Here is a 20506-nt window from a genome sequence, read left to right on the forward strand (position 1 = left end):
GGCCTGCCTGGATGTTGATCAGGCCGGCTGCTCCGTGCACTCTTCGCCCGGCGGCCCTGCACCCCGTGGTTTCCCGGAGCCGCTGAACGCTGTATTGTGACGGCACCGCCGCATCAGGAACACAGGCGTGCTGCTCACATGAACGACGCCGTCACCAAGCCGAAGACGAAGGTCCGCACCAAGGTCGAGCGGCCCCGGCTCTACAAGGTCATCCTCGTCAATGACGACTTCACGCCGCGCGATTTCGTGGTGATGATTTTGAAGGCGGAATTCCGCATGACCGAGGCCGAGGCCTACAAGGTCATGATCACGGCGCATAAACTCGGCGTCTGCGTGGTCGCCGTGTTCACCAAGGACGTCGCCGAGACCAAGGCGACGCGCGCCACGGATGCCGGCCGCGCCAAGGGCTATCCGCTGCTGTTTACGACTGAGCCCGAGACTTGAGAATGTTCCTGCGCATCCTCGTCGCGTAGTCCGAACACGCGCTGCTCGGTCGAGAAGCCCGCGATCGGAAACTCGCCGAGATCGCTCCAAAGCTCGGTCTTTGGCGCGGCAAAGGCGCCGGCGAACGCCTCGGAAGCCACCACCGTCCGCTTCAGCTTCGCGGCGATCTTCTCCAGCCGGGCCGCGAGATTGACGGCGGGGCCGATGCAGGTGAAATCGAGCCGGTTGCCGCCGCCGATATTGCCGTAGAGCAGCGGCCCGACATGCAGCGCCACGCCGAAGCGGAAATGCTCGGCGACCTCGCCGATGCGATATTCAAGGGCGTCGACGCGCTCGCGCGCGGTCCGGGCCGCCGCCAGCACGCGGGCGCAGACTTCGCTGGGATGGCCGCCCTGCTTGCGAATGGGGAACACGGCGAGCAGGCCGTCGCCCATGAACTTCAGCACCTCGCCGCCCTGCTCGCGGATCGGCTCCACCTGGCAGTCGAAGTAGCGGTTGAGGATCTCCACCACGTCCTCGGCCGGCAGCCGATCGGACAACGGCGTGAAGCCGCGCAGATCCGACAGCCAGATCGCCGCCTCCATCGTGGCGGTGTGGCCGCGGCGGATCTGGCCGCCCAGGATGCGCTCGCCGGCGCTGTTGCCGACATAGGTGTCGAGCAGCATCGAGGCGGTCCGGCGCAGCGTGACGATCTCGGTGTAGCGCGCCAAGGCCGGCACGAACTGCCGGATGGCGTTGAGCTGGTCCTCGGTGAAGCCATCGGGACTTCTGGTGGTCCAACTCGCCGCGTGGACCGCCCGGTCGATGAAGGTCAGAGGCAGACTGACATAATCGGTGACGCCTTCAGCGCGCAGGTCCATCAGGATCGGAAACCGTTCGGCCTCCGGGCCGCGGGGATCCGCTCTGAACTCCGCGCCCTGCTCGAACACGCGGGCCAGCGGGCTGTCGAGATAGACCGGGCTGCTCTCGAAGCCGAAAGCGACGGTGCCCATCTCGACCTCGGCCCCCTGGCGCCAGATGAAGCTCCGTCCGGCGATGTCGGGATGCAGTGTGCGGACGAACACGCCGACGCGCCACAGGGGAATGCCGAGCTCCACCAGCCGCGCACAGAATTCGGACATCATCTCGCTCGGCGTGGCCGTGGAGCGCGCGCCGTCGACCAGCCACTCCTTGATGTCCTGCAACTTGGAGATGTCCATAGCCGACAATAAGCGAGCCGTGTGACAACAGCAAACAGGCGCCGCGACGATCGACTATCCCACCTGGCCGCGATGACGCAGCAGGTGATCGGCCAGCACGCAGGCCATCATCGCCTCGCCCACCGGCACCGCGCGGATGCCGACGCAGGGGTCGTGACGGCCCTTGGTCAGGATCTCCGTCTCGTGACCCGAGCGGTCCACGGTCTGGCGCGGGGTCAGGATCGACGAGGTCGGCTTCACGGCGAAGCGGACAACGATCGGCTGGCCCGTGGCGATGCCGCCGAGAATGCCGCCGGCATGGTTGGACAGGAAGCGCGTGCCGTCATTGGCCGAGCGCATCTCGTCGGCGTTCTCCTCGCCGGTGAGCTCGGCCGCAGCAAAGCCGGCGCCGATCTCGACGCCCTTCACGGCATTGATGCTCATCATCGCCGCGGCGAGATCCGCATCAAGCTTGCCATAGAGCGGCGCGCCGAGCCCGGCCGGGACGCCCTCAGCCGTGATCTCCAGCACCGCGCCGATCGAGGAGCCGGACTTACGGATACCATCGAGATAGTCCTCGAAGAACGCCGCCTTGTCCTTGTCGGGACAGAAGAACGGATTGCGCGCGATCTCGTCCCAGTCCCAGTTGTCACGGTTGATCTTGTGCGGGCCCATCTGCACCAGGGCGCCGCGCACCTTCACCCCGGCGATGATCTTGCGGGCGATCGCGCCGGCCGCAACGCGCGTGGCGGTCTCGCGCGCCGAGGAGCGGCCGCCGCCGCGATAGTCGCGCAGGCCGTATTTCGCCTCATAGGTGAAGTCGGCATGGCCGGGGCGGAACTTGTCCTTGATCTCGGAATAGTCCTTGGAGCGCTGGTCGGTGTTCTCGATCTCAAGCGCGATCGGCGTGCCCGTGGTGACCTGCGCGCCGCTGTCAGGATCAGCCATCACGCCCGAGAGGATCTTCACCTGGTCCGGCTCCTGGCGCTGGGTGGTGAAGCGCGACTGGCCGGGCCGGCGGCGGTCGAGGTCGGTCTGGATCTCCGCGGCCTCGAGCGGGATTCGCGGCGGACAGCCGTCGACCACGCAGCCGATGGCCACGCCATGGCTCTCGCCGAAGGTGGTGACGCGGAACATGTGGCCGAAGGTGTTGAAGGACATGGACTGATCACCCGATCGGGAAAATTGTCATTCCGGGATGGTCCGAAGGACCAGACCCGGACTCTCGAGATTCCAGGTTCGCTTCTCACGAGGCGCCCGGAATAACGGGAATGAACTAACTGAACTTCTCGAACCCGTTGTCGCCGAACACGTAGACCGCGCCCTGCTGGATCGGCAAGTCGACGGCGCGGGCCGGCGTTTCGAAGCCGAGCGCGACCATCAGCGCCCGCGCCGTGCCGCCATGGGCCACCGCCACGATATCGCCGGTGAGCCCATCATACCAGTCGCGCACCCTGACCTCGACATCGGCATAGGTCTCGCCGCCCTCCGGCGCCAGGGTCCATTTCTCGGTCAGGCGCTTGGCGTAGAAGACGGGATCGGCGGCCTGCATCTCCGGCAAGGTCGCGCCCTCCCATTTGCCGTAGCCGATCTCGCGCAGCCGCGGATCGAGACCATAATCCGCCACCGGCAGCCTCAGGGTCTCGCGCACCAACTCCATGGTCGCGCGGGCGCGGATCAGCGGGCTCGCGACATAGGGCAAGCGGCCTGTGTCATCGCCGTTCCGCGCGACCAGCTCGCTGAGGATATTGCCGGCCTGGACCGCCTGCACGCGCCCGAGCGCGTTCAGCGGGATGTCCTGCGTGCCCTGCAGCCGGCCGAGCGCATTCCATTCCGTCTCGCCGTGGCGGATGTAGTAGATCGTGGGCCGGGGCATTGCAGGTCGATGTTATTCCTTGGCGCCGGCGGAGTTGCTGAGCGAGATGTCGGGCGCTTCCGGCCGCTTCATGCCGACGACATGATAGCCGGAATCGACGTGATGCACCTCGCCGGTGACGCCGCGCGACATGTCGGACAACAGATACAGCGCGCTGTCGCCGACCTCGTCGATGGTCACGGTCCGGCGCAGCGGCGCGTTGTACTCGTTCCACTTCAGGATATAGCGGAAGTCGCCGATGCCGGACGCCGCCAGCGTCTTGATGGGACCTGCCGAGATCGCGTTGACGCGGATGTTCTTCTCGCCGAGATCGGCGGCGAGATAGCGCACGCTGGCCTCCAGCGCGGCCTTGGCGACGCCCATCACGTTGTAATGCGGCATCCACTTCTCGGCGCCGTAATAGGTGAGCGTGATGATCGAGCCGCCGTCGGTCATCAGCTTCTCAGCGCGCTGCGCGATCGCGGTCAGCGAGTAGCAGCTGATCAGCATGCTCTTGGAGAAATTGTCCTGCGTGGTCTCGATGTAGCGGCCGTCGAGCTGGTCCTTGTCGGAGAAGGCGATGGCGTGGACGACGAAGTCGATCTTGCCCCACTTCTCCTTCAGCACGTCGAACACGGCATCGATCGTCGCGGGATCCGTCACGTCGCAATGGCCAAGCACGAGGCCGCCGAGCTCGGCGGCGAGCGGCTCGACACGCTTCTTCAGCGCGTCGCCCTGGTAGGTCAGCGCGATCTCCGCGCCGGCGGCGCGCGCGGCCTTGGCGATGCCCCAGGCGATCGAGCGGTTGTTGGCCACGCCGAGAACGACCCCGCGCTTGCCCTGCATCAAACCTGAAATCTGCGCCATGCGGCTTCCCATCAAACGAGTATTAACGATTGGACGTACACCACCGGTCTGGCCCGGTACAGCCCCATTCCGCCCGCTCTGTGGCAAAGTCCGGGCCGCGTCGGACAGCGGAATAGGCCCGTCAGCGCGGGGTTATGATCGGTGAAAGGCGCGGTTGCGGCCCGCGTCGCTGTCACCACGTTGAACGGCCGCCGGACATCCCATGAGCGCGTTTCGCCAGAGCGTCGAGGCCATGATCCCGGCATTGCGCCGCTATGCCCGGGCCCTGGCGCGCGACGTGGATGCAGCCGATGACCTGGTCCAGGATACGCTGGTGCGGGCGCTCAGGTCCGAGCGGCTGTTCCTGGGTGGGGATCTGCGCAGCTGGCTGTATACGATCCTGACCAACCTGAACAAGAACCGCCGCCGCTCGCTGGCGCGACGGCCGCATTTCATGCCGCTGCAGGACGACAATCCCGATGCCAGCGGCACCGAGGCCGAAGGCCGCGACATCGAGCGCGCGCTCGCGACCTTGGTGGAGGAGCAGCGCGCCGTGCTGCTGCTGGTCGTGCTCGAAGGCATGAGCTACCGCGAGGTCGCCGACATCCAGGGCGTCCCGATCGGCACCGTGATGTCGCGCCTCGCGCGCGCCCGGGCTCATGTCCGGGCCGTGCTCGAAGGCGAGCGCCCCGCGCTGCGGAGGGTAAAATGAGACTGCGATCGACCGCACAAAAGCCGCGCGACCACGATCGCATGACTGCAACGAGACCACGATCATGACCGAGCCGACCATTCCCGTCACCGAGGACGAGCTGCACGCCTATGTCGACAACGAGCTGCCGGCCGAGCGCCGCAGCGATGTCGAGCGCTGGCTTGCGGCGCATCCAGCGGATGCCGAACGGGTGGCTTCCTGGCGCAGCATGACCGAGGCGCTGCATGCCCGCTACGATTCGGTCATCAACGAGCCGGTGCCGCGGCGTCTCGATCTGGACCGGCTGGACCACCGCCCACGGCGCTGGATCATCGGCGCTGTCGCCGCGAGCGTCGTGGCGTTTGCGGTCGGCGGCGCCGTCGGCTGGGTCGCGCATGGCGCGGCCACCTCCCCTGCACTGCTGCAGAACCTCGCCGGCGAGGCGCTCGACGCGCACCGGCTCTATGTGGTCGAGGTGCGCCATCCGGTCGAGGTGCCCGGCGAGGAGAAGGCGCACCTCCAGCAATGGCTGACGAAGCGCTGCGGCCGCACCGTGCAGGCACCAGAGCTCGACAGCACCGGGCTGAAGCTTGTCGGCGGCCGGCTGCTGCCGGGCCCGACCGGACCAGCCTCGTTCCTGATGTATGAGAGCGCTTCCGGCGAGCGCTTTACCGTCTACGCGACCAAGGTCGGGATCGAGGCCGCGCAGATGCGCTACACGACGGAGGGCAACACCGCTGCGCTCTCCTGGGCGGAGCGCGGGGTCAGCTACGTTGTCACCGGCGGCAGCGACCGGACACGTCTCACTCAGGTTGCACGCCTTGTTTATGACCAGTCCGAACGTGCGGGCGGCTAGCGGTCTGACGCCATCAGGCTTCCGCTGACGCCGACCGGGTCGTGATTTTCGACATCATCAGAGCCGGTTGCAGGAGAGCGGCAAACGAGACCCCGACGCCGGCCGTGCTCGCATCTCGGTGGGGGAGGACACGCGGAGGTCGACGCCGCAATTCCGTCACTGAAAATCTGGAATCAGGGCACGGACGCGTCTCAATATCGCACCAAAACTTCACGAAAAAATGAGGAGTGTTCGATCCGCCGATCGACACGGAAGCGGCCTCGACTGGGGTTTTGTACCGCGCTGGTCCCCCTTTCGAGGCCGCACTTTTTTCTCGTTCTCGTTGACGATGGGCAACGCTTGCGTTGGCGCTCAGGTCCACGCACGGCGTGAGTCCGATAGACCCGCGCTCCGGGTTGCCTATGTGCCATGCCCCTCACCCGGATGGCTGCGCCATCCGACCTCTCCCCGCGAAGGGCGGGGAGAGGTTGCACCGCGCGCGCCGAGATCGCTCGCGCGACAATGTGCTCACTCACACCACCTCCAGCGCTCCTCGAAACCGCCAACGCTTTTAGAAGCCGCGATGCGTCACAAGCGAAGGTGCGCTCCCTCGCCCCGTTCTTCACGGGGAGAGGGCTGGGGTGAGGGGCAACGGCACGGGTGGTGCAATCCAGCCTGTCCCCGAAGGGCGGGGAGAGGTTTTGCAGCCGACAATCGTGTTACGAAAGATTGCTGCGCGGATTGTAGGGATGCTTGTCGCGCCACTTCGTCATCAGCGCTTCGAGCTCGGCGTCGTTGCCGTCGGGCAGCACGATCTTCGTCGTGATGAACAGGTCGCCAGCCGAGCCGTCGCTCTTCGGCAGGCCCTTGCCCTTCAGCCGGAAAGTCCGTCCGCTGGAGGTGTTCTTCGGGATCGATAGCTCCACGGCGCTGCCGAGCGTCGGCGCGCGCACCTTGGCGCCGAGCACCGCTTCGTACAGCGTGATCGGCAAATCGAGCCTGACGTCGCTGCCCTCGACCTTGAAGAACGGATGCGGCGCGATCTGGATCGTGATCAGCAGGTCGCCGGGGCGATGCCCGGGCGCGCTCTCGCCCTGCCCCTTCAGCCGGATCTGCTGGCCGGCGGTGACGCCGGGCGGAACCTTGACGTTGAGCTCCTTGCCGGACGGTAGGCGGACGCGCTTCTCGCCGCCCTTGACGGACTCCTCGAGCGTCACCGACATCGCGACCTTCAGGTCGAGATCGACGCCGACGCCGCCGGTATCGAACTCGAACGGGCTACCGCCGCCGCGTCCGCCACGGGCCGCGCCGCCGAACATGCTGTTGAGAATGTCCTCGAAGCCGCCGCCTCCGCCGAAGCCGCCGCCCGGCCCGCCGCCGGTGCGGAAGCTGTAGCTCTCGAAGCCGCCGCCGGGACCAGCCCGGCCGGCGCCGCCGCCAGGGAAGCCCTGGAAGCGCGGCTTGCCTTCGGCGTCGATCTCCCCGCGATCGAACTGCTTCCGCTTCTCCTCGTCGCCCAGGATCTCGTTGGCCGAATTGATCTCGGCAAACCTGGCCGATGCCTTCGGGTCATCCTTGTTGCTGTCGGGATGATGCTTCTTGGCGAGCTTGCGATAGGCGCTCTTGATGGCCGCAGCGCTAGCGCTTCGCGGCACCCCCAAGACCTCATAGGGGTCGCGCATCCGTCACGTCTCCTTACAGAAAGTCAGATACTAACCTATGGGCTCCCCGCCCGCTTTGCATTTCATCTGGGGAGTCCGTTGTATTTTTGCAACGGGTTCCGGTGCGATCCCGTCAGCTTTGCTGCCAGGGTTTGAGCGTGTGGATGTCCCAGCGTCCCCGCTCGATCCGGCAGGCCGAGCCCTGCAGCCACCGCTCGGTCTTGCCGTTGACGTAGCTCGCCAGGAAATCCCGGCAAGTGCGGCCGTTTTCAGCCGTGTAGGACTGTGCGATCGGCGTCACCGAGCCGCGGGCGCCGGTCTGCGGATTCTGCCAGGGCTGGCTGGAATCCTTGGTGCCCTTGGTGAGCACGTCGGAGGCGGCGTTGCGGGCGAAGGCGAGATCGGCCTCGGTCGGCTCGCGCTCGGGCGGCGGGCTGATCGTGCCGGTGATCTCCGCATCCTCCATCTTGGCGAATGCCGTCTCCGGCCGCGACAGGCTGCAGCCGCCACCGGACAGGCCGATTAGAATGAGTGTCAAAGCGGTGCCGGCATGACCGATCGCGGATAGGCCAAGCCGGACCGATGCCCTATATAGGGCCGGACCAGACTCGACTTGCACGCGCTTGGCCGCGGGTGAACGCAAAACTCGGACTCCCCAAAGACATGACCGACCCCACGAGCATCAAACACCAGACAACCTTAACATCCGGTACATCGGCTGATTTCACCCAGGCCGGCGAGCCGTTTGCGCTGTTTGCCGAGTGGTTCGCCGAGGCCACCAAGAGCGAGCCGAACGATCCGAACGCGATGGCGCTCTCGACCGTGGACGCGGACGGGCTGCCGGATGTGCGCATGGTGCTGATGAAGGGCTACGACGCCGACGGCTTCGTGTTCTACAGCCACAAGGCCAGCCAGAAGGGCCAGGAGCTTGCCGCCAATCCGAAGGCCGCGCTGCTGTTTCACTGGAAGTCGCTGCGCCGGCAAGTGCGCATCCGCGGCCTGGTGACGCCGGTGACCGACGAAGAGGCCGACGCCTATTTCGCGACCCGGCCGAAGCAGGCGCAGCTCGGCGCCTGGGCGAGCAAGCAGTCGCAGCCGCTGGAGAGCCGCTTCGCCTTCGAGCAGGCAATCGCCAAGGTCGCCGCGCAATACATCATCGGCGAGGTGCCGCGGCCGCCGGGATGGAGCGGCTGGCGCATCACGCCCGTGCGCATGGAGTTCTGGCACGACCGGCCGTTCCGGCTGCACGACCGGATCGAATTCCGCCGCGAGGCCGTCGGCCAGCCGTGGAGCAAGGTGCGGATGTATCCGTAAGCGACGGTCAGGCCTGCTCGGCCTCGTCGTCAACGCGCCGCTCGGCGACGCTCGACATCGGTGCGCATGAAACGCGCACCGCACATGCAACCCTTGTGGTAAGCTGATCCCTCGTGGATCGGGAGAGATTTCTCATCATGCCGACCTCCTCCAACCAGCCGCGGCGCACGATGCTGCTGACCGGCGCCAGCCGCGGCATCGGTCATGCCACCGTGATCCGATTCTCCTCCGCCGGCTGGCGCGTCATCACCTGCTCGCGGCATCCCTTCCCCGAGGAGTGCCCGTGGGGCGCAGGCCCTGAGGATCACATCCAGGTCGATCTTGCCGATCCCAAGGACACGTTGCGGGGGATCGAGGAGGTCAAGCAGCGCATGGACGGCGGCGAGCTGCATGCGCTGGTGAACAATGCGGCGATCTCGCCAAAGGGCCCGGGCGGCGCGCGGCTCGGCACGGTCGACACCGATCTCGACACCTGGAATCACGTCTTCCGCGTCAACTTCTTCGCGCCGATCATGATGGCGCGCGGCCTGATCAACGAGCTCAAGGCGGCCAAGGGCTCCGTCGTCAACGTGACCTCCATCGCCGGCTCGCGCGTGCACCCGTTTGCCGGCGCGGCCTATGCGACGTCGAAGGCGGCGCTCGCCGCGCTGACCCGCGAGATGGCCTCGGATTTCGGTCGCGTCGGCGTGCGCGTCAACTCGATCGCGCCAGGCGAGATCGACACCTCGATCCTGTCGCCGGGCACCGAGAAGATCGTGCAGGAGCAGATCCCGATGCAGCGCCTCGGCACGCCCGACGAGGTCGCCAAGATCATCTACGTGCTGTGCAGCGAGACCAGCTCCTATGTGAACGGCGCCGAGATCCACATCAACGGCGGCCAGCACGTCTGAGGGGCGATCGCCAGCGGCAAGAGGACACCGTGCCGTCTCCGCGGATTGGTTCACGCCGACTTGCGCCGTTCGACGAGTCGTCCGGGCCTCGCGCCAAGGCGGGATTAACGCCGTCTGCAGATTGATGCCAAGGGGTCGCGCGCACAAACTAACAGTATGCGAACCGAGCGCTGCTGGATGCGCTGAACGAGGCTGACGGAAGCTCGGGTTTCGAGTTGTTAGGGTTCGCCAAGACGCTCGCCCCGCACTCCGCCGTCGTCCCGGCGAAAGCCGGGACCCATACGCCGCAGCGGATGTGAGGAACGGAGGGCTTAGTCGCAGCCCGCTCGGCCGTTACGCCGGCCTGTGGTTATGGGTCCCGGCTTTCGCCGGGACGACAGTTTGGTGTGGCGCAGGCGGCTGGGCAAAATTCCAGGATTGTAAGCCTACAAAAAGAACGCCGGTTCAGCCTTCGCACACCAGGCCACGCAGGATCTGCGCCGCGCGCCAGCGCAGGCGGTCGGTTTCGACGTTGAGCGCGCTGGAGCAATCGTCCTCGCGCTCGTCGTCCTCCAGCTCTGCACCGCAATAGCTGCAGGTCCGGGGCGACAGCGCATGGGCCACGACGGTGCCGGCGCGGCCGCGCTGATAGCTGGCGAGCTCGACCACGTTGTTCGATGCCGTTATGCGTTTCTCAACCATTGCCGCCTCTTCGCCCCGGGCACGATCAACGCACCCTCCAGCTTCGCCTTGCATGCCAAGCACCGAAGCGCCCGTTGTCGGTCATGCCTACGTGCTGACTTATCGCAGAGAAGTTTCGATCAAACGTTCAGCGTTCCCGTCAAATTTTACCTGAGGAATTGAGGCGCCTTTGCAGCGGCGTTGCGGCAGACCTAACAACTATTTCCAGACATGTCTTGCCGCATGCCATGTGTGTCGGCTGAAGTGCATAGCGCCATACCAGCGACCGGGATTTCGATGAGCGAACATGTCCTGAGCTGCTAACAGCGAAGCGCTGTCGGCGCGCTCGCCGACATGTTGCCGCTCTCTCACCGAGACAAGTGCTTCATCCGCCGTTGCGTCGATACAGCTCCTGCTACAGCCACTTCTTGAGCTTGAAGATGTAGTACGGCACGATCGCGCAGATCAGCATCAGCACCAGCGCCATCGGATAGCCATGGGCCCATTCGAGCTCCGGCATCGCCTTGAAGTTCATGCCGTAGATCGATGCGATCAAGGTCGGCGGCATCAGCACCACCGCCATCACCGAGAACAGCTTGATGATGTTGTTCTGCTCGAGATTGACGACGCCGAGCATCGCATCGAGCACGAAGGTGATCTTGCCGGCGAGATAGGACGCGTGGTCCGTCAGCGAAGCGACGTCGCGCTGCATGGTCTTGAGCTGCTCGCGCATGTCCTTCGACCACTTCACGCCTTCGACGACCGCCGAGAGGAAGGTGACGAGGCGGCCGATCGAGACGAGGCTTTCCCGCACCTTCGAGGTTAGGTCGCCCTTGCGGCCGATCGCGATCAGGATCTGCGAATACTGCTTGGCGTGGCCGTGCCGCTCATTGTTCGGCTCGAAGATCTCGTGGCTGACCTGGTCGATATCGGCGCCCACCCGCTCCAGGATGTCCGCGCAGCGGTCGATCACGGCGTCGAGCAGCTCCATCAGCACCATCTCGCCGGTGATCCCCGGCGCGCAGCTGCGAGCGAGCTTGGCCTCCACCACCGCGAACGGCCGCGGCTGATCGTAGCGCACCGTCACCAGGCGGTGGCCGGTGAGGATGAAGGTCACGGCCGTGGTCCTGGGCATGTCGGTGTCGGAGTGACACATCAGCGTCGCGGTCATGTAGCGCGCGCCGTTCTCGATGTAGAGCCGGCTGGAGATTTCGATCTCCTGCATGTCCTCGCGCGTCGGCACCGCAATCCCGGCCAGTTGCTCGACCGCCCGATCCTCGGCGCTACTCGGGTTGACCAGGTCGACCCAGACCGCATTCTCCGGCAGCGCTGCGGGATCGGTGACGGCCGCCTTCTTGAGCGAGGATTCCGACGGGACGAACACCGAGAACATAGAGAAGCTCCGAATCGCGAGACGTGGTTTTCGGCGGATTTACCGGCGGGGTGCTGCCGCCTTGTGACGCAGCTTGCCGGTACGGTCCATCGGCATTTTTCGATCACGCAGCCATAGGCCTGAAACGGTGCGACCGTGCCATTCGGAGCACAGCTGTGGATGGCCGGCCGGATTCTTGCGACAAAAAAGCAACAATCACGGCGCTGCAGCGTGACTTGTGCGTGTATCGGCTGGAATCGAGATGGATTTTGACGATAATGGGACATCCGGAATCGCGATGCAGTGGTATGACCGCGGCATTGCAACGTCAGCTATCAATTGGAATTGGTGAGATGTCGCTGAAGGTGAAACTCGGACTCCTGGCCGCCGGCCTGATGCTGTCGGGCTGCATGCAGGCCACGACCTATGAGGCGACCAACACCCAGGCTTTCAAGCCGAAGGACAAGGAGCTTCTCGCGAAGATCCGCTACACCAACACCCCGGTGGCCGAGCCATATCGCCGCGCGATCGTCGACTATCACCGCAAGGAAGCCCCGGGCTCCATCGTCGTCGATTCCGACGCCCACTACCTCTATTACGTGCTCGATAACGGCAAGGCGATCCGCTACGGCATCACCGTCGGCGAAGAGGCCATGGCCTGGTCCGGCATCGCCAAGGTCGGCGCCATGACCGAGTGGCCGGCCTGGCATCCGACCAAGAGCGAGATCGAGCGCCTGGGCGTGCCGACCTTCGTGGCTGCGGGCCCGGACAATCCGATGGGCTCGCGCGCGATGTACCTCTATGCCAACGGCAAGGACACGCTGTTCCGCATCCACGGCACCAACCAGCCGGAATATATCGGCGCCTCGATATCCTCGGGCTGCATCCGCCTGACCAACGAGGATGCGATCGATCTCTATAACCGGGTCAAGGTCGGCACCATCGTCGTCGTGCTGGACCCGAAGAAGGGCGATTCGCCCTACAAGCCGCAGATGGCCCTGCAGGGCGGCGGCACCTACGCGGCGATGCAGTAAGCGTCGCCGACAGACGAGATCAAAAGCCGAGAAACGCGTTTAGCATCCTTTCAAAGGCGCCGGTCATCCGGCGCCTTTTTGTTTTGCAGCTTTGCTGAAAGCGCCCGCCGTCCGCCCATCAAGCGATCTCGCGGGCGATCGAGGGCCGATCTGCACGCTCAGGATCGGCTCTTGTGCTTCTTCTTGCCGTTCTTGGAGTGGGCTGGCGGCGACGCCGGTGCGGGCGGCGCAGGCTCCGTCTCGTCAGCCTCGGCCGCATCGCTGGGGGCCGGCTCGGCGTTATGCTTGTCCGTCTCCGCCGCACTGGATGAGCCGGTCGGGGCCTTCTCGCCCTTTCCTGCCCCATTGGCCTCCGCCGTCTCCCGCGGCGGCGCATCATCCGGCCGCACCGCCGGCATCAGCGGCGCGACCTTGGGCATGGGATCGAGCACGTCCCACTGGCAGATGCGGTAGTTGCTGCGCCGCTCGGCGAGATCGAGGTGGATGTGATCCTCGTGATACCAATCCGAATCGGGACCCAGCACGGTCGTGAAATACGTGCACACGGAATGCAGCACGGTCTCGCGCAGGTCGCGCGGCTGGGTGCGATCGGTGAGTTCGATCATGCGGCCGTCGGCGAGCTTGAAGCCGCGCACATCCAGCGCATTGGCGCGGCCATGCTCCGACATCTGCGCGCCCGCGATGTTGTTGCGGCCACGGCATTGGTACGAATCGTAATTGTCGAGCGCAGCGAGCGGGCTGCCGAGCCGGGCGGCGATCGGGACCAGATCGCTGCGGACCCAGTTCGCCACCGCGGTGGCCATCGTGCAGCGCATGGTCGCCGCCGGCGTCAGCGCCACCCGCCGCTTGTCCGGCAGCACCACGGCCTCCAGCCGCACCAGATCATCGCCGCCGCAGGCGCCGGGGCCCTTGATCGGCGGGATCGACGGCGCGATCGCGATCTCCTCGGTCAGCGCTTGCCGGCAGGCGGAAGGCTGCGGCGCAGGCGGGGCCTTCGCCTCGCGATTGGCTTCACGATTGGTCTCGCTCGGCTCCTTGCCGGGCTCGCGCGCCTCCTTCTCAGCATTGGCCGGTTTGCCGGCCCCGTCAGCCGAATCGGCCGGCGCGTTCGCCTTGGCACCGGCGCGCAGCGGCGCTGTCTCTGGCCGCGGCAGCGGCAACGGTACGACAGGATGATCGCGCCGCACGGCCGATGCGGTAGCGCCATGCGCGTGCGCCTGTCCGCCATCGCGCGACCGCGCCGCAGCCGGCGCAGCGGCCATGAGGCAGCTCAATGCGAGCGTCGCGGCAGCCACGCTAACCATCGCGCCGGGCGCGACGGTTTGGCCGCGACAAGCCCATTTGCGCTTGCTGTGGCGCGCGCTAAAATTCACAAAACCGACCAAAAGACCCTCGCTGCCTAAAGCGAAACCCACCGGAGGAACGACCTGATGCTTGGATTGATGCAAGACTGGCCCCTGCTTTGCCACCGGATCATCGAGCATGCAGCGACGATCCACGGCTCCCAGGAGGTCGTGACGCGCTCGGTCGAAGGCCCCATCGTTCGCACCACCTATCGGCAAATCCACGACCGCGCGCTCAAGGTGTCACAGAAGCTGTCGCGCGACGGCATCAAGCTCGGCGACCGCGTCGCCACCATCGCCTGGAATACCGGCCGCCATCTCGAGGTGTGGTACGGCATTATGGGAATCGGCGCGATCTGTCACACGGTCAATCCGCGGCTGTTCCCCGAGCAGATCGGCTGGATCATCAATCACGCCCAGGATCGCATCGTCATCACCGATCTGACCTTCGTGCCGCTGCTGGAGAAGCTCGCCGACAAGCTGCCGAGCGTCGAGCGCTACGTGGTGCTCACCGACGCCGCGCACATGCCGGAGACGACGCTGAAGAACGCGGTCGCCTATGAGTCGTGGATCGGCGAGGCCGACGGCGATTTCAAATGGGGGACCTTCGACGAGAACACCGCAGCGGCGATGTGCTACACCTCTGGCACCACGGGCGATCCCAAGGGCGTGTTGTATTCGCATCGGTCCAACGTGCTGCATGCGTTGATGGCCAATTCCAGGGATTCGCTCGGCACCTCGGCCGCAGACACAATGCTTCCGGTGGTTCCGCTGTTCCATGCCAACAGCTGGGGCATCGCATTCTCCGCGCCCTCGATGGGCACCAAGCTGGTGATGCCCGGCCCGAAGCTCGACGGCGCATCGGTGTACGAGCTGCTCGACACCGAGAAGGTGACCTACACCGCCGGCGTGCCGACGGTGTGGCTGATGCTGCTGCAGCACATGCAGGCGCATAAGCTGACGCTGCCGCATCTGAAGATGGTGGTGTGCGGCGGCTCGGCGATGCCGCGCTCGATGATCCAGGCGTTCCTCGACATGGGCATCGGCGTGCGCCACGCCTGGGGCATGACCGAGATGAGCCCGATCGGCACGCTCGCGACCTTGAAGCCGCCGTTCCTCGGCGCCGAGGGCGACGCCAAGCTCGACATCCTGCAGACCCAGGGCTTCCCGCCATTCGGCGTCGAGATGAAGATCACCGACGATGCCGGCAGCGAGCTGCCATGGGACGGCAAGACGTTCGGCCGGCTCAAGGTGTCCGGTCCTGCGGTGTCGAAGGCCTACTACAAAGTCGACAACAAGATCCTCGACGAGGAGGGCTTCTTCGACACCGGCGACGTCGCCACCATCGATGCCCATGGCTTCATGCGCATTACCGACCGCTCCAAGGACGTCATCAAGTCCGGCGGCGAATGGATCTCGTCGATCGATCTGGAGAACCTCGCGGTCGGCCATCCCGCCGTCGCGGAGGCTGCCGTCATCGGCGTCTACCATCCGAAGTGGGATGAGCGGCCGCTTCTGATCGTGCAGCTCAAGCAGGGCCAGAGCGCGACGCGCGAGGACATCCTGAAATACATGGAAGGCAAGATCGCCAAGTGGTGGATGCCCGACGACGTCGCCTTCGTCGACGGCATTCCGCACACCGCGACCGGCAAGATCCTCAAGACGGCGCTGCGCGACCAGTTCAAGGCGTATCGCTTCCCGAACGCAGCGGCCTGACAGGCAGCATAGGACTGCGATCCGAACGGCCCCTCCAGAGATGGCGGGGCCGTTTCCGTCTCGATCCGCCGCGCGCCGCGCCTTTGAGATGTGTCATCTCGTTCATGAACCCTGAGGATGCCGGCAAAGGCCTTGAATTTGCATCTTCAGCATGGTCTCTCAGATGGCGACGGCCATCGCCCGTGATGGTCCAACCCGGCAGCTCCTGACACGATGGCCCGCAGGTTTCACGCCCCCTATCTGTCGGAGCCGACCTCGAGCCTCGCGACATGGACCCGCAACCTCGCGGTGTTCTCGGTCGTCGCCGTGCTGGTCTCGATCCTGATCCTGCGCTTCGACTTCCTGGAGATGAAGCCGGCGCTCGCGACGTTCTTCGGCGCCCTGGGCCTCGCCGTGCTGTCGATTCTGCTCGGGCTCGCCGCCTTCGTCGCGATCTGGCGCAATGGCAGCCGCGGCATGAGCCGGGTGCTGCTCGCATTCGTGATCGACGCCGTGGTGCTGGCCTACCCGGCCTATCTCGCGCTCCAATACCGCAAGCTGCCGAAGATCTACGACATCACGACAGACCCGATCGATCCGCCGCGGTTCGAGGCGCTGGCCGCGCTGCGCAACGGCGACGGCACCAACACCGCCGTCTATGCCGGGCTGTATTCGGCCGAGCAGCAGCAGAAGTTCTATCCGGACATCGAGCCGGTGCAGATCGAGCTGCCGCCGGATCGCGCCTATGCGATCGCGCTGAAGCTGGTCAACCGGCGCAAATGGTTCGTGGTCGACGAGCGCGCGCCGCAGCCGCCGCGCCGGATCGGCCACATCGAGGCCGTCGCCCGCACGCCGATCATGGGCTTCCGCGAGGACATCTCGATCCGCATCCAGCCTGACGGCGAGGATTCCCGCATCGATGTCCGCTCCGCCTCGCGCTATTTCGATTCCGATCTCGGCAGCAACGCCGCGCGGGTGGCCAAGCTGATCGAGGATCTCTCGAACGCCGGCGAGGCCGAGGCGCAGAAGCCGGTCAAGAAGGTCACGCCGCCGCCGGTGGCCGCGAAGGGCAATGCGAACGCAAAGACGGTGAAGAAGTAAGAGGGCGAGTAGCGAATGGGGAGTAGCGAATAGCCTACTCGCTACTCCCTATTCGCCATTCGCTTACACCAACCGATAAGTCCCGCCGATCACCGGATCGCCTTCCGTCGCGACGATGCCGCGGGCAACCAGATCTTCCAGATGCGCGAGCACCGAATAACCGGCCGCCGTGGTGAGCCGCGGATCGATGCCGATATAGATCGCGCGCACCATGGTCGGGATATCGGCCTCGCCCTTGGCGAGGCGATGCAGAATCGAGGCCTCGCGCGCCTGGCGGTGCCGCATCAGGAAGCGCGTGTAGCGCGGGCCTTCGGGAATTTCGGGGCCGTGACCTGAGAAATACAATTCCTCCGGCCGCGCGGCGAGGCGCTCCAGCGAGGCCATGTAGTCGACCATCGATCCGTCGGGCGGCGCCACGATCGAGGTCGCCCAGCCCATCACGTGATCGCCGACGAAGGTCGTGCTGCGCTCGCCCCAGGCGAAGGCGAGATGGTTGGCGGTGTGCCCGGGCGTCGCGACCGCTTCGAGCTGCCAGCCCTGCCCTTCGATCACGCCGCCGTCGGCAACGGTGACGTCAGGCATGAAGTCGCGATCGACGCCGGACTCCGGGTTGTGCTTCTCGCTCTCGTAGCGCGGCCGCGACGCGCGATGCGGGCCTTCCGCATAGACCGTGGCGCCGGTTGCAGCCTTGAGCCGTCCTGTGTTCGGCGAGTGGTCGCGGTGGGTATGGGTGACGATGATATGCGTCACCGTCTCACCCCTGACAGCATCGAGCAGCGCCTGCGCATGCGCCTCGTTGTCCGGGCCGGGATCGATGATCGCGACGTTCCCTTTGCCGACGATGTAGCTGACGGTGCCGGTGAAGGTGAACGGGCTCGGATTGTTGCAGAGGACGCGGCGGATGCCCGGACGCACTTCATCAACGACGCCCGCGGCAAGCGGGAAGTTGCGGTTGAAGGGGACGTCGTCCTCGGCCATCTGCTGCCCTTACTTTCCACGGGCACGTGAACGGCCCGCTTCCTCCGCCGTCATGCCCCGCGAAGGCGGGGCATCCAGTACGCCGAGACGTCTCGGCTGATCACTGTCGTCTCGGCGTACTGGATCGTCCGCTGTCGCGGACGATGACAGTTGAGAACTCAAGACCCGTGTCCGAGAACGACCAGCCGAACTAGAAGAACGCCTGGATGCCGGTGATGGCGCGGCCGAGGATCAGCGCGTGGACGTCGTGCGCGCCCTCATAGGTGTTGACCGTCTCGAGATTGGCCGCGTGACGCATCACGTGATACTCGATCTGGATGCCGTTGCCGCCGTGCATGTCGCGAGCGACCCGGGCGATGTCGAGCGCCTTGCCGCAATTGTTGCGCTTGACGATCGAGATCATCTCCGGGGCCATCTTGCCCTCGTCCATCAGCCGGCCGACTCGAAGCGAGCCCTGCAGGCCGAGCGCGATCTCGGTCTCCATGTCGGCGAGCTTCTTCTGCACCAGCTGGGTGGCGGCGAGCGGCTTGCCGAACTGCTTGCGGTCGAGCGTGTACTGGCGGGCGCGATGCATGCAATCCTCGGCGGCGCCGAGCACGCCCCAGGAGATGCCGTAGCGGGCGCGGTTGAGGCAGCCGAACGGGCCCTTCAGGCCGGACACGTTGGGCAGCAGCGCGTCTTCCGGCACCACCACGCCGTCCATCACGACCTCGCCGGTGATCGAGGCGCGCAAGGAGAGCTTGCCGCCGATCTTCGGCGCCGACAGGCCCTTCATGCCCTTCTCGAGGATGAAGCCGCGGATCTGGTTGTCATGCGCGGCCGACTTGGCCCACACCACGAACACATCGGCGATCGGCGCGTTGGAGATCCACATCTTGCTGCCGGTCAGGCGATAGCCGTCGGCAACCTTTTCCGCGCGCGTCTTCATTCCGGCCGGATCGGAGCCGGCGTCCGGCTCGGTCAAGCCGAAGCAGCCGACCCATTCTCCGCTGGCGAGCTTCGGGAGATATTTCTTGCGCTGGTTCTCGTCGCCATAGGCGTAGATCGGATACATCACCAGCGACGACTGCACCGAGTTCATCGAGCGGTAGCCGGAATCGACCCGCTCGATCTCGCGTGCGACGAGGCCATAGGCGACGTAGCTCGCATTGGCGCAACCATATTCCTCCGGCAGCGTGATGCCGATCAGGCCGAGCTCGCCCATCTCGTTGAAGATCTCGCGATCGGTCTTCTCCTCGAGATAGGCCTTGGCGACGCGCGGCAGCAGCTTGTCCTGGGCATAGGCGCGCGCGGTGTCACGCACCATGCGCTCGTCTTCGGTCAGCTGCTCGTCCAGCAGGAAGGGATCGTCCCACTGGAAGCTCGACTGGGCCGGCTTGTCCTTTGCCTGAGGGCGCGCGCTCATGAATGGTCCTTTCGCGTCTTGCTGCGCACGGAGCACAGCCTTCTAGAGGTTAAATCCCGGGAGTTCAGCCTTCAAGCCGCTCATTGGCGACGATCTCGATGCCGAAACCCGACAGTCCTTTGTAATCATGGACCGACGAGGTCAGGTTCCGGATCGACGTCACGCCGAGATCACGCAGGATCTGCGCGCCCACGCCGACCTCGCGCCACTGGCGATGGCGATCGGCCTCCGCGGTATGCGGCTCCGTGACGGGCTCAACCGGAACACCGGCAGCGCCATCCCGCAGATAGATCAGCACGCCTCGGCCAGCATTCTTGAAGTGCTGCAGCACCGCTTGAATACGCTGCGGACCCGCAATCAGATCCTTCACGATGTTGGGCTTGTGCAGCCGGGTCAGCACGTTCCGGCCGTCGCCGATGCCATTGTAGACGAAGGCGGCGTGGGTGATCGGATCGAACGGTGAGCGATAGGCGTAACCCTGCAATGGGCCGATCGGGCTCTCGGTCGTGAACATCGAGACGCGCTCGATCAGCTTCTCGCGCGCCTGCCGATACGAGATCAGGTCGGCGATCGTGACGTGCTTGAGATTATGCGCGGCGGCGAAGCGCACGACCTGCTCGCCCTTCATCACCGTGCCGTCGTCGTTCATCAACTCCGAGATGACGCCGACCGGCGGCAGCCCCGAGAGCTTGCAGAGATCGACCGCCGCCTCGGTGTGGCCCGAGCGCAGCAGCACGCCGCCGTCGCGCGCGATCAGCGGGAAGATATGGCCGGGACGCGCGAAGTCGCTGGCGCCGGCATTGGGATTTGCGAGCGCCCGGCAGCAGGAGGCGCGCTCCTCGGCGGAGATGCCGGTGCCGCCGTCCGGCTTGTAGTCGATCGAGACCGTGAAGGCCGTCGTGTGGTTGGAGTCGTTGTGCGCGACCATCGGGTCGAGCCGCAGCCGCCGCGCGTCATCCGCCGTGATCGGCGCGCAGACGATGCCGGAGGTGTGGCGGATGATGAACGCCATCTTATCGGGCGTGCACAGCGAGGCCGCAACGATCAGATCGCCCTCGCCCTCGCGATCGTCATCGTCGGTCACGACGACCATCTCGCCCTTGGCGAAGGCGTGCAGAACGTCCTGGATCGAGTCGGCCATTGCAAAATCTCGCTGCTTTTTCCGGGGGCTGCTTTAGCCGGGATCGCAGGCGCACGCCAGAGC

General features: G+C 65.6%; 20 protein-coding genes. 8 read left to right on the forward strand and 12 right to left on the reverse strand.

Annotation, left to right across the window (positions count from 1 at the left end; genetic code table 11):
* The first annotated feature begins 138 nt into the window (after nucleotides 1-138).
* Nucleotides 139-444, forward strand: coding sequence for an ATP-dependent Clp protease adapter ClpS (gene clpS, locus ACVILH_RS32045; RefSeq protein WP_456716461.1), 306 nt, complete (start codon nucleotides 139-141; stop codon nucleotides 442-444).
* Here the strand turns inward: clpS and ACVILH_RS32050 are convergent.
* The 4 genes from ACVILH_RS32050 to fabI all read right to left on the reverse strand — a co-directional run bounded on the left by ACVILH_RS32050 (nucleotide 408) and on the right by fabI (nucleotide 4344).
* Entirely contained in the window at nucleotides 408-1643 is a 1236-nt protein-coding gene (locus tag ACVILH_RS32050) for an adenylate/guanylate cyclase domain-containing protein (RefSeq protein WP_456716462.1), read from the reverse strand. The genes clpS and ACVILH_RS32050 overlap by 37 nt on opposite strands.
* 54 nt (nucleotides 1644-1697) lie before the next feature.
* Nucleotides 1698-2783: a chorismate synthase gene (gene aroC, locus ACVILH_RS32055; RefSeq protein ID WP_456716463.1), complete on the reverse strand. Its 1086-nt coding sequence runs from the start codon at nucleotides 2781-2783 to the stop codon at nucleotides 1698-1700.
* 115 nt (nucleotides 2784-2898) lie between these two features.
* Complete coding sequence (locus tag ACVILH_RS32060; protein WP_456716464.1) at nucleotides 2899-3498, reverse strand: histidine phosphatase family protein; 600 nt, start codon at nucleotides 3496-3498, stop codon at nucleotides 2899-2901.
* Nucleotides 3499-3510: 12 nt separating this feature from the next.
* Nucleotides 3511-4344 (reverse strand): enoyl-ACP reductase FabI, encoded by an 834-nt coding sequence (gene fabI, locus ACVILH_RS32065; protein WP_456716465.1) that lies wholly within the window; start codon nucleotides 4342-4344, stop codon nucleotides 3511-3513.
* A gap of 202 nt (nucleotides 4345-4546) precedes the next feature.
* Here fabI and ACVILH_RS32070 point away from each other — a divergent pair, with 202 nt between their 5' ends.
* Both ACVILH_RS32070 and ACVILH_RS32075 read left to right on the forward strand, forming a co-directional pair.
* Nucleotides 4547-5035, forward strand: coding sequence for a sigma-70 family RNA polymerase sigma factor (locus ACVILH_RS32070; RefSeq protein ID WP_006609437.1), 489 nt, complete (start codon nucleotides 4547-4549; stop codon nucleotides 5033-5035).
* A gap of 64 nt (nucleotides 5036-5099) precedes the next feature.
* A complete protein-coding gene (locus tag ACVILH_RS32075) occupies nucleotides 5100-5870 on the forward strand; it encodes an anti-sigma factor family protein (RefSeq protein ID WP_456716466.1) in 771 nt (256 codons plus the stop codon).
* A gap of 698 nt (nucleotides 5871-6568) precedes the next feature.
* Here the strand turns inward: ACVILH_RS32075 and ACVILH_RS32080 are convergent.
* Nucleotides 6569-7531, reverse strand: a complete 963-nt coding sequence (locus ACVILH_RS32080; protein WP_456716467.1) for a DnaJ C-terminal domain-containing protein — start codon at nucleotides 7529-7531, stop codon at nucleotides 6569-6571.
* Nucleotides 7532-7643: 112 nt separating this feature from the next.
* Nucleotides 7644-8048 carry an RT0821/Lpp0805 family surface protein gene (locus ACVILH_RS32085; protein ID WP_456716468.1) on the reverse strand — a complete coding sequence of 135 codons (405 nt, stop codon included), beginning with the start codon at nucleotides 8046-8048 and terminating at the stop codon, nucleotides 7644-7646.
* A gap of 125 nt (nucleotides 8049-8173) precedes the next feature.
* Between ACVILH_RS32085 and pdxH the strand changes: the two genes are divergently transcribed.
* Together pdxH and ACVILH_RS32095 are read left to right on the forward strand one after the other, a co-directional pair.
* The gene (pdxH, locus tag ACVILH_RS32090; protein WP_456716469.1) at nucleotides 8174-8824 is read left to right on the forward strand and encodes a pyridoxamine 5'-phosphate oxidase; all 651 of its coding nucleotides are present in this window, start codon (nucleotides 8174-8176) and stop codon (nucleotides 8822-8824) included.
* Between the two features lie 137 nt (nucleotides 8825-8961).
* A complete protein-coding gene (locus ACVILH_RS32095; protein WP_456716470.1) occupies nucleotides 8962-9714 on the forward strand; it encodes an SDR family NAD(P)-dependent oxidoreductase in 753 nt (250 codons plus the stop codon).
* Nucleotides 9715-10158: 444 nt separating this feature from the next.
* Here the strand turns inward: ACVILH_RS32095 and ACVILH_RS32100 are convergent, their stop codons facing one another.
* Both ACVILH_RS32100 and ACVILH_RS32105 read right to left on the reverse strand, forming a co-directional pair.
* Nucleotides 10159-10395 (reverse strand): hypothetical protein, encoded by a 237-nt coding sequence (locus ACVILH_RS32100; protein ID WP_257165865.1) that lies wholly within the window; start codon nucleotides 10393-10395, stop codon nucleotides 10159-10161.
* 394 nt (nucleotides 10396-10789) lie between these two features.
* A complete protein-coding gene (locus ACVILH_RS32105; protein WP_456716471.1) occupies nucleotides 10790-11767 on the reverse strand; it encodes a magnesium transporter CorA family protein in 978 nt (325 codons plus the stop codon).
* 332 nt (nucleotides 11768-12099) lie between these two features.
* On the opposite strand from ACVILH_RS32105, the gene ACVILH_RS32110 reads away from it, so the two are divergent.
* Entirely contained in the window at nucleotides 12100-12780 is a 681-nt protein-coding gene (locus ACVILH_RS32110; RefSeq protein ID WP_456716472.1) for a L,D-transpeptidase, read from the forward strand.
* Between the two features lie 158 nt (nucleotides 12781-12938).
* On the opposite strand, the gene ACVILH_RS32115 is transcribed toward ACVILH_RS32110, so the two are convergent.
* Complete coding sequence (locus ACVILH_RS32115) at nucleotides 12939-14084, reverse strand: extensin family protein (protein WP_456716473.1); 1146 nt, start codon at nucleotides 14082-14084, stop codon at nucleotides 12939-12941.
* A gap of 126 nt (nucleotides 14085-14210) precedes the next feature.
* On the opposite strand from ACVILH_RS32115, the gene ACVILH_RS32120 reads away from it, so the two are divergent.
* Both ACVILH_RS32120 and ACVILH_RS32125 read left to right on the forward strand, forming a co-directional pair.
* A complete protein-coding gene (locus ACVILH_RS32120) occupies nucleotides 14211-15839 on the forward strand; it encodes a fatty-acid--CoA ligase (protein ID WP_456716474.1) in 1629 nt (542 codons plus the stop codon).
* Between the two features lie 213 nt (nucleotides 15840-16052).
* Complete coding sequence (locus ACVILH_RS32125; protein WP_456716475.1) at nucleotides 16053-16919, forward strand: DUF1499 domain-containing protein; 867 nt, start codon at nucleotides 16053-16055, stop codon at nucleotides 16917-16919.
* Nucleotides 16920-16982: 63 nt separating this feature from the next.
* On the opposite strand, the gene ACVILH_RS32130 is transcribed toward ACVILH_RS32125, so the two are convergent.
* From ACVILH_RS32130 to ribB, 3 genes are all read right to left on the reverse strand, one after another.
* The gene (locus ACVILH_RS32130; protein ID WP_456716476.1) at nucleotides 16983-17897 is read right to left on the reverse strand and encodes an MBL fold metallo-hydrolase; all 915 of its coding nucleotides are present in this window, start codon (nucleotides 17895-17897) and stop codon (nucleotides 16983-16985) included.
* Between the two features lie 190 nt (nucleotides 17898-18087).
* Entirely contained in the window at nucleotides 18088-19302 is a 1215-nt protein-coding gene (locus ACVILH_RS32135; protein ID WP_006609424.1) for an acyl-CoA dehydrogenase, read from the reverse strand.
* Nucleotides 19303-19366: 64 nt separating this feature from the next.
* Nucleotides 19367-20443 carry a 3,4-dihydroxy-2-butanone-4-phosphate synthase gene (gene ribB / locus ACVILH_RS32140; RefSeq protein ID WP_456716477.1) on the reverse strand — a complete coding sequence of 359 codons (1077 nt, stop codon included), beginning with the start codon at nucleotides 20441-20443 and terminating at the stop codon, nucleotides 19367-19369.
* Nucleotides 20444-20506: the final 63 nt, after the last annotated feature.

The organism is Bradyrhizobium sp. USDA 4353, assembly GCF_054063215.1.